The sequence below is a fragment of the Corynebacterium sp. 045007 genome (assembly GCF_040743205.1).
Taxonomy (GTDB): domain Bacteria; phylum Actinomycetota; class Actinomycetes; order Mycobacteriales; family Mycobacteriaceae; genus Corynebacterium; species Corynebacterium jeikeium_D.
In genome coordinates this window covers 1-15,171 of sequence record NZ_JBFLKW010000006.1, presented here as the reverse complement: position 1 = coordinate 15,171, position 15,171 = coordinate 1, and the positions used below count along the sequence as shown (strand labels likewise).

14 protein-coding genes and 2 tRNA genes are annotated in these 15,171 nt (G+C 58.7%); 6 read left to right on the top strand and 10 right to left on the bottom strand.

What is annotated here, in order from left to right:
- Positions 1-55 precede the first annotated feature (55 nt).
- Positions 56-529: a ribose-5-phosphate isomerase gene (locus AB1Z34_RS04620; protein ID WP_005511109.1), complete on the bottom strand. Its 474-nt coding sequence runs from the start codon at positions 527-529 to the stop codon at positions 56-58.
- Positions 530-757: 228 nt separating this feature from the next.
- On the opposite strand from AB1Z34_RS04620, the gene AB1Z34_RS04615 reads away from it, so the two are divergent.
- Positions 758-1,963, top strand: coding sequence for a TIGR04053 family radical SAM/SPASM domain-containing protein (locus AB1Z34_RS04615; RefSeq protein WP_042388514.1), 1,206 nt, complete (start codon positions 758-760; stop codon positions 1,961-1,963).
- Positions 1,964-1,990: 27 nt separating this feature from the next.
- Here the strand turns inward: AB1Z34_RS04615 and AB1Z34_RS04610 are convergent, their stop codons facing one another.
- Positions 1,991-2,635 carry a DsbA family protein gene (locus tag AB1Z34_RS04610; protein WP_016422291.1) on the bottom strand — a complete coding sequence of 215 codons (645 nt, stop codon included), beginning with the start codon at positions 2,633-2,635 and terminating at the stop codon, positions 1,991-1,993.
- 154 nt (positions 2,636-2,789) lie between these two features.
- The gene (locus AB1Z34_RS04605) at positions 2,790-3,320 is read right to left on the bottom strand and encodes an SMI1/KNR4 family protein (protein WP_367157982.1); all 531 of its coding nucleotides are present in this window, start codon (positions 3,318-3,320) and stop codon (positions 2,790-2,792) included.
- Between the two features lie 190 nt (positions 3,321-3,510).
- On the opposite strand from AB1Z34_RS04605, the gene pepN reads away from it, so the two are divergent.
- Positions 3,511-6,213 carry an aminopeptidase N gene (pepN, locus tag AB1Z34_RS04600; RefSeq protein WP_367157981.1) on the top strand — a complete coding sequence of 901 codons (2,703 nt, stop codon included), beginning with the start codon at positions 3,511-3,513 and terminating at the stop codon, positions 6,211-6,213.
- Between the two features lie 67 nt (positions 6,214-6,280).
- Complete coding sequence (locus tag AB1Z34_RS04595; protein WP_016422288.1) at positions 6,281-6,679, top strand: globin; 399 nt, start codon at positions 6,281-6,283, stop codon at positions 6,677-6,679.
- Positions 6,680-6,697: 18 nt separating this feature from the next.
- Here the strand turns inward: AB1Z34_RS04595 and AB1Z34_RS04590 are convergent, their stop codons facing one another.
- The 5 genes from AB1Z34_RS04590 to AB1Z34_RS04570 all read right to left on the bottom strand — a co-directional run bounded on the left by AB1Z34_RS04590 (position 6,698) and on the right by AB1Z34_RS04570 (position 12,985).
- Complete coding sequence (locus AB1Z34_RS04590) at positions 6,698-7,501, bottom strand: hypothetical protein (protein ID WP_016422287.1); 804 nt, start codon at positions 7,499-7,501, stop codon at positions 6,698-6,700.
- Positions 7,502-7,507: 6 nt separating this feature from the next.
- Positions 7,508-7,951 carry a thioesterase family protein gene (locus AB1Z34_RS04585; protein WP_016422286.1) on the bottom strand — a complete coding sequence of 148 codons (444 nt, stop codon included), beginning with the start codon at positions 7,949-7,951 and terminating at the stop codon, positions 7,508-7,510.
- Between the two features lie 136 nt (positions 7,952-8,087).
- Positions 8,088-9,758 carry an energy-dependent translational throttle protein EttA gene (ettA, locus tag AB1Z34_RS04580; RefSeq protein ID WP_016422285.1) on the bottom strand — a complete coding sequence of 557 codons (1,671 nt, stop codon included), beginning with the start codon at positions 9,756-9,758 and terminating at the stop codon, positions 8,088-8,090.
- Between the two features lie 286 nt (positions 9,759-10,044).
- Positions 10,045-10,605, bottom strand: coding sequence for a single-stranded DNA-binding protein (locus tag AB1Z34_RS04575; protein ID WP_016422284.1), 561 nt, complete (start codon positions 10,603-10,605; stop codon positions 10,045-10,047).
- Positions 10,606-10,837: 232 nt separating this feature from the next.
- The gene (locus AB1Z34_RS04570) at positions 10,838-12,985 is read right to left on the bottom strand and encodes a cytochrome c oxidase assembly protein (protein WP_016422283.1); all 2,148 of its coding nucleotides are present in this window, start codon (positions 12,983-12,985) and stop codon (positions 10,838-10,840) included.
- A gap of 86 nt (positions 12,986-13,071) precedes the next feature.
- Between AB1Z34_RS04570 and AB1Z34_RS04565 the strand changes: the two genes are divergently transcribed.
- Positions 13,072-13,144, top strand: a tRNA-Arg gene (locus AB1Z34_RS04565).
- Between the two features lie 55 nt (positions 13,145-13,199).
- On the opposite strand, the gene AB1Z34_RS04560 is transcribed toward AB1Z34_RS04565, so the two are convergent.
- Both AB1Z34_RS04560 and AB1Z34_RS04555 read right to left on the bottom strand, forming a co-directional pair.
- Positions 13,200-13,844, bottom strand: a complete 645-nt coding sequence (locus AB1Z34_RS04560; protein WP_016422282.1) for a TetR/AcrR family transcriptional regulator — start codon at positions 13,842-13,844, stop codon at positions 13,200-13,202.
- Between the two features lie 95 nt (positions 13,845-13,939).
- Positions 13,940-14,128 carry a hypothetical protein gene (locus tag AB1Z34_RS04555; RefSeq protein WP_042388509.1) on the bottom strand — a complete coding sequence of 63 codons (189 nt, stop codon included), beginning with the start codon at positions 14,126-14,128 and terminating at the stop codon, positions 13,940-13,942.
- Here AB1Z34_RS04555 and orn point away from each other — a divergent pair.
- Both orn and AB1Z34_RS04545 read left to right on the top strand, forming a co-directional pair.
- Positions 14,127-14,780 (top strand): oligoribonuclease, encoded by a 654-nt coding sequence (gene orn, locus AB1Z34_RS04550; RefSeq protein WP_016422281.1) that lies wholly within the window; start codon positions 14,127-14,129, stop codon positions 14,778-14,780. The genes AB1Z34_RS04555 and orn overlap by 2 nt on opposite strands.
- A gap of 142 nt (positions 14,781-14,922) precedes the next feature.
- Positions 14,923-14,998: transfer RNA gene (locus AB1Z34_RS04545), tRNA-His, on the top strand.
- Positions 14,999-15,171 lie beyond the last annotated feature (173 nt).

Here is a 15,171-nt window from a genome sequence, read left to right as displayed (position 1 = left end):
TCTGGAACCAGACCCCTTTTTTATTCCTATCAACAGATAGCGAACAGCAATCCCTTTAAGCTTCTGGCAGCTCCGGGGCAACGCCAGTCTTTTCGTACTCTGCCAGAATGTCGATGCGGCGCTGGTGACGCTCCTCCTCGCTCCACGGCTGGGAGACGAAAGCATCGACGATAGCCAGGGCCTCTTCCTCAGAGTGCATACGACCGCCGAGGCCGATCAGCTGAGCATTGTTGTGCTCGCGGGCGAGCTTTGCGGTCTCCACCGACCAAGCCAGCGCACAACGAGCGCCCTTGACCTTGTTAGCAGCAATCTGCTCGCCGTTGCCGGAACCGCCGAGCACGATGCCCAGGCTGCCCGGATCAGCGACGGTACGGGAAGCCGCCTCAATGCAGAATGCTGGGTAATCATCTGCAGGGTCGTAGGTGTGAGCGCCGCAATCAACGACGTCGTGGCCAGCCTTCTCCAGGTGGGCCTTAATCAGGTTCTTCATCTCAAAACCGGCGTGGTCTGCACCAAGGTAAATACGCATGGCAGCAAGTTTAGCGGTTCCCACGGATTCCACGGCGCCTGCACCCGTTTTAGGTATTGCTTGACGACGTCTCCTGCGCAGCCGAATAGGGTGAAAAGTGACTGTATTTGCGTTTCAGCACGCCTTCGAAACCGGAAATTGGGTGCTTTTACCGTGTCTCCTGCGCCGCAAGCTCACTTCCAAGTCGATCCTGAAGCCCATGGCTCCCATGGGAATCATCACGCACCGGTGGTGCGAACGGTTCGGCATGATATCAACAAGAAACCATTTATTGTCATTTGGGAGGTCACGCGGGCTTGTGGCTTAGTCTGCAAGCACTGCCGTGCAGATGCGCAGCACGAGCCGCATCCTCACCAGCTTTCGACCACCGAGGGCAAGATGCTGCTGGAGACCTTGGCGTCGTATAGCAAGCCGAAGCCGCTTGTAGTGCTCACCGGCGGTGATCCTTTTGAGCGTGATGACCTGGAAGAATTGGTGCGATTCGGCACGGAGCAGGGCCTGAATATGTCGCTATCTCCATCGGTGACGCCGCGGCTCACGCCAGAGCGGATTCAGTCACTGCGTGAGGCCGGTGGCAAGGCGATGTCCATGTCGCTCGATGGCGCGACTGCCCAGACCCATGACAAGTTCCGTGGATTTTCGGGCACTTTTGAAAAGACGCTCGAAATGGCTCCGCACATCAACGAGGCCGGTTACCGGCTGCAGATTAACTCGACCCTGACCAAGGGAAATATTCATGAGGCGCCAGCGCTGCTGAAGACCGTCATGGAGATGCAGGCCAAGATGTGGTACGTCTTTTTCCTCGTTCCCACTGGTCGCGGTGCGGATTTGGGCGCATTGTCACCGGAGGAACGCGAGGATGTTCTGCACTGGTTGTCTGATGTGTCCAACCGAATTGCCATTAAGACGACGGAGGCGCCGCAGTATCGGCGCGTCGTCATGCAGCAGGAGGAAGCGAAGGAAAAGGGGCTGCCACCCTATGAGGGCGGCGAGCTCTACCGTTACTTGACCGAGGAAACGACAAAGCTGCTCGGTGCTGTGCCGGAAAAGCCACGTCGCCCGCGCTCCCCCATGGCCGTCAATTCCGGGTCAGGTTTTGCCTTCATTGACCACATCGGCGACGTCTACCCCAATGGCTTCCTGCCGCTTCACTGCGGAAATGTGAAGGCCACGCCATTCCAGGAAATCTATTCGAACTCGCCGGCGTTCAAGGCCCTTCGCGATCCGGACAATTGGCATGGAAAGTGCAGCGTCTGTGAATACCACAGCGTATGCGGTGGGTCCCGGTCGACAGCGTACGCGTTGACCGGGGATTACACCGCATCCGACCCGACCTGCATCTACATCCCGCCACGGTGGGCTGCCATGAGCGAAGAAGAACGGCAGGCCTCTACCGGGCAGAATGCTGGAGCCGGAGCGGGTCAGCTCTCCTAACTGCGCGCCCCAGCTGCTACTGCTTTCTTAGTCGAAGCGCGGGTCCTCAGTCCGGGAGCGCTTAATTTCGAAGAAGTACGGGTAGCTGGCGACGGCAACCGAGCCGTCGAAAATCTTGCCGGCTTCTTCGCCGCGTGGGATACGGGTAAGCACCGGACCGAAGAAGGCAACGTCGTTGAGCTTGACCACCGGAGTGCCGACGTCGTTGCCGACCTCCTTCATGGCCTCTGCGTGGTTTTCACGCATGAGCTCATCGAACTCGGTAGTCAGGGCCTGTGCCAGGCGCTCTTCCGGCAGTCCAACCTCTGCGAGGGCTTCCTTAATCAGCTCGTCGAATGCGTGCTCCGGCTCGTCGACATGCGCATGGCGATCGATGCGGTTTTCGTTGTGAATCTTCGTGCCCAGCGCGGTATAAAGCTTGTCGACGGCCTCCTGACCATCCTGGGAGAACACTGCATTAAACAGGCGTGCCGGGGTCCAGTTGCACTGCATCATGAACTTGTACTCTTCCGGCAGCTCGTCGCGGCCTTCATTGAGTACTGACAGGCTCATCGGCTTCCACTCGACCTCGATGTCGCGGACCTTTTCGACTTCCTTAATCCAGCGGGATGTCACCCAGCAAAACGGGCAGGAAACGTCGAAGTAAAAAGTGACCTTGTCTCGATTGCTCATGTGAAAGTCCTCCTAAAGCATTGATTGACTTATCAACGACTATAGGGCGGAATTTTTCGGTTCGCATTCATGAATTCGGATGGGTCCGAAGTTCTACCGGCCCCGGCGTTAACTGGCTCCCCCCCCCCCATCGGACGCCGTCCAGATTGCTTACCTAGCCGTTCCAGGGCAAGCCCGTAGCCTCCAGGGAATCAGCAGCAGCCTCCAGGTAGGCAGGCCAGTCGGCGTAGTCCAGGAACTCCGAGCCCACCTCGTGGTCCATGGAGACCATCTTCCCCGAGCGCATGTCCAGACAGTAGTTGTTTCCGCCGAAGTCCATGACCAGTGGAATCCATGCCTCGTGATACCACTTGCCATCCGAGTCGGCGCTGTCCATGCTTTCGGCTTCAAAATCATCAAAGTCGCCGTCTGCCTGCAGCTGAGTCCACAGCTTGTAGTCGTTCAGAATCGACTTCGGCGGCGCAATCCAGCCACCGTCCCACGGCTCACCGTCTACAGACGCGTGCCGCAGCCACGAAGCTCGCACGTAGTCTGGCAGTTTTACTCCGAGGTCAGCCTCAAGCTGATCCAGTTCCGCTTCTGTCGCCGGAGCCTCCAGGGCATCGTCGCCAAGCTTCGCCTCAATGCGATCCCACGCCGCGTTGACCCGTTCAACCTTGCTTGCATCATCACTGAGTTCGTACATGAAACGAAGTGTATTCACAATCGGTTTTGCTCGCATGCCGAAGAAGCCAAAATCTCGTCCCTTCGACCGCCAATCGATCGCCAATGCGACCGCCCCCCAATCGACGCGGAATGAGCGAGGAAGCCGAGGTCGCCCCGCTCACCCCGCTACCGCCCGATTCCCAATCCGGGGTCGTGGTTACACTTGTCGCATGACTTCCACGAACCTAACCAGGACCGAGGCCGCCGACCGTGCGGCCATGCTCAAGGTGTCCCACTACGACATCTCTCTTGACCTCACGACCGCACCAGTCGGCGGGCCGCACAGCGCACCAACATTCGCTTCCAAGACCACAATTTCTCTGACGGCGAAGCGCGCTGGTTCCACCTTTATTGACCTGCGTGATGCGGTTGTTAAGAGTGTGACCATCGACGGCGTCGATGCCACGGAGGCCGCTCGTTATGCCAGCGAGACCGGCATTAACGTGGACCTGACCGAAGGTGACCACACCGTCGTTATCGACGCGGACTGCCGTTACACCAACAACGGCCAGGGCATTCACCGGTTCCAGGATCCTGCCGACGGCGAAACATACCTGTACTCGCAGTTTGAAACTGCCGATGCCAAGCGCGTGTTCGCCTGCTTTGACCAGCCGGATTTGAAGGCGACGTACTCAATCCACGTCGTGGCACCGAAGGGTTGGAAGGTTGTTTCCAACTCGGTGGCCAAGACCGGCGCCACCACCGATGTCCACGGCAATGAGGCCGATACCTTCGACTTCTCGGTGGATGTTCCGCTGTCGACGTATCTCGTCGCAGTCTGTGCGGGCCCGTGGCACGAGGTCACTGACTCGTTGACCGGCACTGTCGCACCGCACCCGGAAACCCCTGCCGAGCACCAGCCGGACGGCGAGCTGACCATTCCGCTAGGAATCTACTGCCGCCAGTCCATCGCCGAGTACCTCGATGCCGACACTCTGTTCAAGGAGACCAAGGAAGGCTTCGACTTCTACGCCAAGCACTTCGGCGAGCCCTACCCGTTCGGCAAGTACGACCAGATCTTCTGCCCGGAATACAACATGGGTGCGATGGAAAACGCCGGCTGCGTGACCATCCGCGACGAGTACGTCTTTCGTTCCAAGCCCACCCATTACCTCTACGAGCGCCGCAACGACACCATCCTGCACGAGATGGCTCACATGTGGTTCGGCGATTTGGTCACCATGCAGTGGTGGGATGATCTCTGGCTCAACGAGTCCTTCGCTACCTGGTCGGCTGCCGCCGCACAGGTTGAGGTTTCCGATTACAGCCACGCCTGGACCACCTTCGCCAACGTAGAGAAGGCCTGGGCCTACAAGCAGGATCAGCTGCCGTCGACGCACCCGATTGCCGCCGATGCCAGCGACATTGACACCGTCGAGCAGAACTTCGACGGCATCACCTACGCCAAGGGCGCGTCCACCCTCAAGCAGCTGGCCGCCTACGTTGGTCAGGACGCCTTCCTCGCCGGTGCTCGTCTTCACTTTTCCCGCCACCGCTTTGGCAACGCCACCTTCGCGGATCTGTTGGAGGCGCTCTCCGAGGCCTCCGGTCGCGATCTGTCTGGCTGGGCCGATCAGTGGCTGACCACCACCGGCATCACCACCCTGGCGCCAGAGTTCCATCAAGAGGACGGCAAGTACACCTCCTTCGCAGTCACGCAGGAAGGCGCCGAGCCGGGTGCCGGTGAACTCCGTGATCACCGAATCGCAGTGGGCATCTACAACCTGCGCGGCACCGGCGCGGACGCTGTACTTGAGCGCACCAAGCGCGTGGAAATCGACGTCCGCGGTGCCCGCACCGATGTCCCAGATCTGGTCGACACACCAGTTGGCGACGTCGTGCTGGTTAACGACGACGACCTCACCTACAGCATGATTCGCCTGGACGAAGGCTCGCTTGCCACCGTCATCGACAACATCGGCGCTTTCACCGATTCGATGGCGCGCACACTGTGCTGGTCCGCCACCTGGCAGATGGTTCGCGCAGGCCAGATGCGCGCTCGCGACTTCGTCAACCTGGTGCTTCGCGGCATCCCGGGCGAGGATAAGCTCTCCGTCTTGGAGCGCGTCATCGCTCAGGCGGTCAGCGCCGTCAACGTCTACGCCGATCCTCAGTGGGCCGAGTCCACCGGCCGCGATCTGCTGGCTCAGGGTCTGTTGGACTACGCGAAGAAGGAAACCGACGCCGACCGCGCCCTGGTTTTCGTTAACGCTCTGGCTACCGTGGGCTCGTCGAATAGCGACGTCGCCGACGCACTGCGCGCCATCTACGCCGGCGACGCCGACAAGGCTGGCTTCCCCGCTGTCACTGTCGACACCGACATGCAGTGGCGCGCCTTGAAGGCTCTGGTTTCCGCTGGTCTCGAAGGCGAGGAGGCCATCGCAGAGCTTGAAAAGACCGACAATTCAGCACTCGGCGCGCAGGCCGCCATCGCCTGCCGCGCCTCCGTGCCGACGCTCGCCAACAAGGCCCGCGTCTGGGCTGAGGCGACTGTCTCCGGCGACGACGCCCCGTCGAACCTTGTCATTCGCCACCTGCTGGCCGGCTTCAACGCGCCGGGCTCGGGTGCGGTGCTCGCGCAGGCGCTTGACGACGACTCCCGTGTCACCATCAACGCGGTGCAGTCGGCAACCTCGCTGTCGGAGCACTTCTTCGCTGTTGCCAACAGCTGGTGGAAGCAGTTCTCCTCCGAGACGGCCCAGACTCTCCTCGAGGGCTTCTACCCCACTTGGGAGATCAGCGAGTCGGCAATCGCGGCCGCTCAGCGCCTGCTCGACAGCGAGGAGACTGCGTCGCCGGTCAAGCGCATCATTTCTGAGCAGCAGTTCCTGGTGAAGCTCGCTCTCCGCGCCCGCGAGTTCGACGCGAAGTAACAAGTGATTTCGGCCGGCACTTTGGCCGTTATCGTTTTCGTGGCATCAAGTCGATAGACTTGGTGCCATGACAACTTCTCAGACGCTCTTTGACTCCGTCGGCGGCGAGGATGTCTTCAATCGCATCGTCCATGGTTTTTACACGCGCATGCGTTCCGATGACCTCATCGGCCCGATGTACCCCAGCGATGACTGGGAGGGCGCCGAGGATCGACTACGTATGTTTCTCGTCCAGTACTGGGGCGGGCCGCACACCTACAGCGAACAGCGTGGTCATCCGCGCCTGCGCATGCGCCACATGCCGTTTTCCATCGGCGAGGCCGAACGCGACCGCTGGCTGGAAATCATGAGCGCCTCACTCGCAGATATTTCCGATGACGAGCTCCCCCGCCCCCAGCGCGAAGCCATGTGGAACCACATGGTGCAGGTTGCTGACATGCTCATCAACCGCTTCGACGCGCAGTAGGAATTAGGCCCTGCGCCGCTAGTTCAGCAGCGGCAGCACGCCAAAGGACTCGAGCGTAAAGATCGAGCCAAACCGCCCATCCAGCCGGTGCCACCGTCCCTTTGTGGACACGCGCACCGGCTCTTTTTCATCCGGTTGCTCGGGGATGAAGCCCATCGTGCACAGCGCAAACACGTCCCGCATGGTCACGTCCACGACGCTTTTCGACGTCGCCTGCGACTGCCCCTCCCCTGTATCAACAGTGGCTTCACCGGTACCGCCGCTGACAGTGAGAACCTTTTGGTCCAGCAGAGACGGTGGCATGCCCATCGGGCCGGAAGATTCGACGGCGACCGCGCGCCCCTGCTTCTCGAGAGTCCGGAAAGCAGTCGCTGGAACATAGTCGACAACCTGCCATCCTTCCGGCACTGGCAGGAATCCCGGCCAGGAGGACGCCGACTGCGCATGCACGCGGTATGGCATCGCGGTGAGCGAAGCTTCTTTCTCCTCTTCGTCCTCAGCAGTTTTTGCCTGCGCAAAGGCACGCACTGCGATGTCTTTAATCTCCGCGGCGGTGACGATGATGTCGTCGGGAAGCGCGTGCAGCGCAATCGTGCGCATGGCGAGCGGGCCGATTGGGGTCTTCACCCATACCTGCGACATTGCGGGCGCAGCGTTAGGTGCCGACGAGGAACTGATACCAGCGGCGGCGGTCTTACGTGCTCGGATGCGTAGCAACGTGCTCTCGTCGAGGGCGTAGGCCTTATGGGCCAGGACGCCCAGGTTCTTCAGGGCATCGGGAGTGCCGAAGGTCAGCTCGGCAGCGGGATGAAAAGTGGTCACGGCGAATTACTTGTCCTGGTCTTCCTTGTTGTCTTCGATTGCGGGAGCTGCAAAACGCTCCAGTTCACGGCGGGCAGACGGGGAGAGCTCGACTGCCTTCGCAGTCTTGAGATCAAACATCACCATCACGGTTTCGAGCACAGCAACGATGTGATCATGCTGGTCGGAGATTGTCTGGCGAAGTGTGAAAGAGGTGCGACCGAAGTTGATAATCTCGGTCTCAACCACAACTTCCTGGGTGTCCGGCAAAATAGCGCGGACGTAGTCAATCTCCAGGCGACGCACCACTGCCGCAGGCATCCCTGCCCCGCCGCCGAGACCGCGCATCACAAAGTCCAGACGAGCCTGCTGGGCGTATTCCAGGAAAGCGGTGTTGTTGGCGTGGCCATACTGATCGAAATCAGACCAGCGGATAGCGACGTTGGTACGAAATGGTGCTGATTCAGTCATACCCAGAACTATAGGCGTTTTCTGGAGCTACGATCCTGCGAAAAACGCGAAAGCCCGGAACCTGTGCACTGGTGCGAGCCAGTCCACAAGGTTCCGGACTTTGCCGTTGGCAAAAATCAGATTCGCGAGAAACAGATTAGCGAGTCAGGCGACGGTGAGTGACGCGCGACGGGCGTGCAGCCTCCTCGCCGTAACGCTCAATCTTGTTCTTCTCGTAGCCCTCGAAGTTGCCCTCGAACCAGAACCACTTGCCCTCTTCGAAGTTGCCTTCCCATGCGAGGATGTGGGTACAGGTGCGGTCCAGGAACCAACGGTCGTGGGAAATGACCACGGCACAGCCCGGGAAGTTCTGCAGTGCGTTTTCCAGCGAAGACAGGGTTTCGACGTCAAGGTCGTTAGTCGGCTCATCCAGGAGGATCAGGTTACCGCCCTGCTTCAGGGTCAGCGCGAGGTTCAGACGGTTGCGCTCACCACCGGAAAGAACCTTCGACGGCTTCTGCTGGTCCGCACCCTTGAAACCGAATGCAGACAGGTACGCACGAGACGGCATCTCGTTCTGGCCGACCACGATGTAGTCGAGACCATCAGAGACGACCTCCCAGACGGTCTTTTCCGGATCGATGTTTTCACGACCCTGGTCAACGTAGCTGAGCTGAACAGTCTGACCGACCTTGACCTCACCGGAATCCGGCTGCTCCAGACCCACGATTGTCTTGAACAGGGTGGACTTACCCACACCGTTCGGGCCAATCACACCGACGATGCCGTTACGCGGCAGGGTGAACGACAGGTCCTTAATCAGGACGCGGCCATCGAAGCCCTTCTCCAGGTCCTTGACCTCGACAACCTGGTTACCCAGGCGCGGCGGGGTAGGAATCTGGATTTCTTCGAAGTCGAGCTTCTTGTACTGCTCGGCTTCTTCCACCATCTGCTCGTAGCGCTCGAGGCGAGCCTTGTTCTTGGCCTGGCGAGCCTTCTGACCCGAGCGGACCCACGCCAGCTCGTCCTTCAGGCGCTTCTGCAGCTTGGCGTCCTTCTTACCTGCAACCTCGAGGCGCTCAGCCTTCTTCTCCAGGTAAGTCGAGTAATTGCCCTCGTACGGGTAGAGCTTGCCGCGGTCGACCTCACAGATCCAGCCAGCGACGTGATCCAGGAAGTAACGGTCGTGGGTCACGGCCAGGACGGCACCCGGGTACTTAGCCAGGTGCTGCTCGAGCCACAGCACGGACTCGGCGTCCAGGTGGTTAGTCGGCTCGTCGAGAAGCAGCAGGTCCGGCTCGGAGAGCAGCAGCTTCGCCAGTGCTACACGACGACGCTCACCACCGGAGAGGTGAGTCACCGGCTCGTCCGCCGGCGGGCAGCGAAGCGCATCCATTGCCTGCTCAATCTTGGAATCCAGCTCCCAAGCATCAGCGGCATCGAGCTCCTCCTGGAGCTTGCCCATTTCTTCCATGAGCTCGTCGGTGTAATTGGTGGCCATCTCCTCGGCGATGGCTTCAAAACGAGCCTTCTTCTCGAAGATGTCGCCAAGGCCCTCCTCGACGTTGCCGCGAACGGTCTTCTCCTCATTCAGCGGAGGCTCCTGCAGGAGGATGCCGACAGTGGCGCCCGGCTCCAGGAAAGCTTCACCGTTACTCGGCTGATCCAGGCCAGCCATAATCTTCAGAATCGACGACTTACCTGCGCCGTTCGGACCGACCACGCCGATCTTTGCGCCCGGGTAAAACGCCATGGTGACGTTGTCGAGAATAACCTTATCGCCGTGCGCCTTGCGCACGTTTTTCATCTGGTAGATGAACTCACCCATGGTGGAATTTCGTCCCCTCGTAGAAAGGAAATAAGCAATCCCTGTAGAGGTTACGCATAGGAACCAAAAGGCACAATCTACATGGGCGTACCCGCAATCCTTTCCCACCAAAATCTCTGCCAGGCTGCTAGCAAAACTAGCTGCGAGATAACGCTGCCGAATCGTATGCGATCCCTCCCCTTTCTCAGCAGCGTCACCTCACGTGCAGTAATTACCCCTCCCCTCTTTCCGCTCTTTCAGCGGCTCCCCCCTCATTCCGCTCTGCAACGATGTACTGGCTGCTGGGTTAGAACGGCGCGCTGACTCCTGCACCAGCCATTTCTTGCTGTTCAGAATTGGCTGCACCGGTGTCCCCAGCCTCACCAGCTCCGCCCGCACCAGCAGCGAAGGTGCGCACGGCCCCGGCCTGAGACGCAACTGTCTCAGTAACCGAAGCTTCCGAATCCCCAGTCGATGCCTCACCAAGACCAGTCGGCGACTCATGCGGCTTCTCAGTCATAGTCTTCACCGTTGCCAGGTGACGGCGCAGATTCGGCCCCACCGCCTTGGCAATGATCTTCTGGCGCTGATGCTTCGTACCATCATCGCCCTCCCAACGGTCCGTGCGGACGTGACCGTGGACAATGACGGCTTGGCCCTTCCACACCGTGTTATTCACGTTCTCGGCGAGCTTGCCCCAGCATTCAACATCAAAATATGACGTCTCCGACTGCTCCCAACCATTCTCCCCCTTCCATGACTTGCTGGATGCCACAGAAAACTTGCAGACCTTTGCCCCAGAATTGGTATTTCGATTTTCCACATGATGGACCACATTGCCCACCACGGTAATAACTGCCTCAGACATCGGGCTCCTCCCCCAAAGAAAGCGTTTACCTACTGCGGCCGAATAATTCGAAGGTGTCTCATTCGTGCCGTGCCATTTACTTTTCCGGCTTCGAGAAACAAATGAAAGAGGTACATAAAAAGCCTGTGGATAAGTTTGTCGAAAAGACAACTATCCACAGGCTACGTATGAAGTTGAGGGGCGAAGTCGCGGCAATCCTCGTCGTCAAGCATGCAAAATCAGCTTAACGACGCTACCTTCCGCGCCTCTTCGAGGCATCGATCGGATTATCCATGTGCACCGGATGCTGCGCGTCAACCTCCGAGGTGTAGTAATCGCGCTCATCCTCGCCACCAACACCGACCTGCTGGCTCATGCGAGCGAGCATTTCGTTGTAAGCGGCCAACTCCTCATCATTGTTGCGGTCTGCGACGCGGTCGTAGCGGGCTGCATCCTTTTCATCGGAACGCCGCCACTGTACAAACAGCGCAACGGTGACGATGTAGAGCGGAACCTCACCGGCAGCCCACGCGACGGCACCACCAACGTTCTGATCTTCCAGGAGATTCACTGCCCAAGGGAGATCCAGGCTGGCGTAATAGGCCTCGGCAAGCACCTGCTGCGACTGCATCAGCGAAATACCGAACCAAGCGTGGAACGGCAACGAACCCATCAGCGTGACCAGCTTGACCGACGGCTCAATCTGCTGTGGTGCAGCATCGACACCGATAATGACCCAGTAGAAGATGTAACCGGAAATCAAGAAGTGGATGTTCATGAACACGTGGCCCGCGTGCTCATCAGCCAGGAAGTCGTAAATCGGTGTCATGTAGAGCAGGTAGAAACCTGCGACGAACTGCACCGTTGCCACAACCGGGTGCGTGAGGAAACGCGACACCGGGTTATTGATGAAGACCACCAGCCACTCACGAATACCAGGCAGACCATCGCGGCCGGCCGGCTTCAGCGCACGCAACGCAAGCGTGACCGGACCACCCAGCACCAGCATGACCGGAATGCCCATGGAGTAAAGCATGTGGGCGATCATGTGAACCGAGAACAGAGCCGGCATGTACACGCCCAGCGCGCTGCACGAAGTAAACAGCAACGTGGCACAGCCGGCGAGCCACCACAGGGTGTTGGACAGTGGCCAGGTACCGCCGCGCTTCTTCAGCAGGTAGAGCCAGTACAGGTAAATCCACGCGGCAATGATGGCGGCAGAGCCGAAGAAGATGTCAAAGCGCCACTGCGTGAACATGGCCTCCCAACCGAATGGGATTTCCAGGTTGTAACCGAGCTTGACCTGCATCTGCGTAATCGACGGCAGACCCTCACCACCGGCCTGCTCAGAGAAATTCGGTGGCGGCGGAGTACGGCCCAGAGCCACGGCAACGCCGATCGTCAGCGCCATGATGATGACCTCGACAATGGCCAGACGCCAGAATGGACGATTCGACTGAGCGCGCTCAATCTCCGGAATGGTGATCTTGCGGTGCACATAGCCACATAGCCCCAGGAAGATGGTAAGCACAGCCTTGACCAGCACCATGATGCCGTAGTTGTTGCTGACCAGGTCAGACCAGTCAATGTTGATGGCTGCGTTAATGAAGCCGGAGGCAGACATGGCGATGAAAGCCACCAACGCCACGAAAGAATAGCGCTTCACTACTTCTGGCATCCATTCACCACGACGACGCGCGTGGCCAACCAGCGCCATCAAACCGCCGACCCAAAACACAGTGAAGGTCAAGTGCCAGATGTAGGAGTTAGTGCCGTAGTCATGGGCACCACCGGAGGCGTTGTGGCTTACAACAGCCAGCGGCATCATCGACACCAAGCTGATGGCGAAGAACACCGGCTGCCAAATCCACTTACGAGTCAGTGATGAACCAAGCGCCACAATGCCCGCAAAAATAGCTACCCACAGCCACGCCAAGCCCTCCTTGGTCTGCTCCAAGGACACAGCCCAGTTGCTCAGCTGAATCGTCGTCGACAGCGGCTGGCCCGACACATCGGAGAGCACCAGCGGAATCTCCATCAGCGCCATGAGGCCCCAGCCGAGCATGGCCCACATACCCGTGCGGGATGCCGTGTAGCCGTCGAGGCCCAAAGTGCCGTCGGCACGCTGCTTCGTACCGAAAGCGGCGAGCATAAACGAACCGACACCGAGGCAAGCGAGCAGCTCACCGGCCGCCTTCGCGAACGGGAACCCGAAGGTGGTAATTGTGCCGGGATCGGGAATACCCAACGTGGCGCGCGAATCCATGTTGAACGCCATCGAGAGCAAACCAGCTAGAACGCCGCCGATAAGCACAAAAACAACGTACCAACTAGCAGATTTACGGACTTTCTTATCCTTGCTAACAGGCGGAGAGGTCTCGGCCTTGGTCGTGGCAGTCATAGCCCTAAGCTTAGCGACCAAAGTCCCTAGAACAGAACCGGTTGTGATTGGCTACATTAGAGACGCTACAATGCTTTTCTTAGCTAGCCTCCATAGCTCAGTGGACAGAGCAGTCGGCTTCTACCCGATTGGTCGAGGGTTCGAATCCTTCTGGGGGCGCAAAATTAACCCGCCTGGCCTGGTTCTATACCAGTGTCAGGCGGGTTTTTACTTCTTAGTTCTTCTTGTTATCCGCAGGATCCGGGCGCAAGTAGCGGTCAACCATGTCGACGACCTCTTCGACAGATTCCTTGTCTAGCGTCGCATCCTTGCCATCCGGGCGCCACACCAGCACCATCGTCTGAATCAGACGGTAAATGTTGCGCGCCAGCAGATATGGATCGTGCTCGCGAATAGTGCCGTCTTCCTGCCCGTGACGGACACCGGGGAGAATGAATTTCTCCACAATTTCCAGCTGTGTATCGCTCATCTCTCCAGTGAGCGCTTCTAAGACACGGTCGGGATCTGTCTTGACCAGGCCAGGGAAAAAGTCACTTTCGATGATGCGTTGAACGACGATTCGAATACGCAGCAACATGCGAGCGCGCGAATCGCCAGGGACATAGCGGAGCCCCTCAAGCATGTGCAGGATTTCGCGGTTGGTCACTTCCCCCAGAAGCTCACCAATGTCAGCGTATCGACGATATACGGTCGGACGCGAAACTCCTGCCTTGCGAGCAATTTCTGCAATCGAAGTCCTACGCAAGCCCACAGTCATTACGCTTTCGCGCGCAGCGGCAATGATGACATCATCGACGGATGGTTTCTGTGCCGCGGTGGTGCTTTGAGCAGCGTCGCCAACACGCCTCGTCTCATCCATGTAACTATTTCTCCCGTTGGAATCCGAACTCAGAAGTAATTTTATCAGGCAAATAGGTCGATTTAGTTCATGCCCCGTTGTCCAATTCTAAGATCTTACTTTCCAGTTAATTTCGTTTCCCCCACAATTCGCTCCACAAACCACACGGCAATCCACACGCCCGACCACAGCACAATCCACATCGCTAAGCTGGGCGTAGTCAGCGTGTGCCCCACAGCCCAGTCCGGGCACAAAATAAGGCGCACTGCAGAATCATGCCGAATCTCAGCGAAAGGTGAAATCATGGCTCAGCCCGATCCCGACCTCCAGCTCTCCCCTGAGCTCGACCGCATCGTGTGGATTGACTGTGAGATGACGGGCCTCGAACCCGAGCGCCACGTCATTGTCGAAATCGCGGCTCTCGTCACCGATGCCAACCTCAACGTCCTCGGGGAAGGCGTGGACATCGTCGTGCACGCGTCCGAGACCGAATTGGCGCAGATGGATGATTTCGTCACCAAGATGCATGCGAAGTCCGGCCTGGATCAGGAAATTCGCGACAGCAAGACTAATGTCGCCGACGCCGAACAGGCTGTTTTGGACTACATCCGTCAGTGGGTTCCCGAGCCGCGCACCGCCCCACTGGCAGGCAACTCGATTGCCTCCGACCGCAAGTTCATCCACCGCTACATGCCAGAGCTCGACCAGCACCTGCACTACCGCATGATTGATGTCTCTTCCTTCAAGGAACTTGCCCGCCGCTGGTACCCCCAGGTCCTCAAGGGCGCTCCAGAAAAGGGTCTCGCTCACCGAGCTCTTGCAGATATCAAGGAGTCGATCCGCGAGCTGGACTACTACCGCCGCGCCATGCTTCTGCCCCACCCCGGCCCCGAAGGCGACGCTATTTCTGCCGCAAGCAAGGAATCGACGGAAAAGTACGGTGAGATTCGCGGCTAGCTCGCTTTACGACGACCCAAACCCCACCCTTTCCCAAATTTATCCGGGTTGACCTGCTGTTTTTGTTTCCAGCCCACTGTGGGCTACCATATAGTTCGCTGCAGAGATGAGCTGAGAATACAGCTCCTTTAATGCGGTAATGGTGACTGTAGTTCAGTTGGTAGAGCACCAGGTTGTGATCCTGGGTGTCGCGGGTTCGAGTCCCGTCAGTCACCCCAAGTAGAACCCTCGGCCAGGTTTTTCCGGGCCGAGGGTTTTTGTGTTTCCGCCCGGCGCGTCGCCGGGGTGGGCCTTTTTGGGTTAAGTAAAGAAAAGTGTGTCTTTTCCGGGCGTGTTGCGGTTATTTGATCCAGCCTTTTTGGATGCCGAGGTTGTGTTGGTAGCTGGTGTC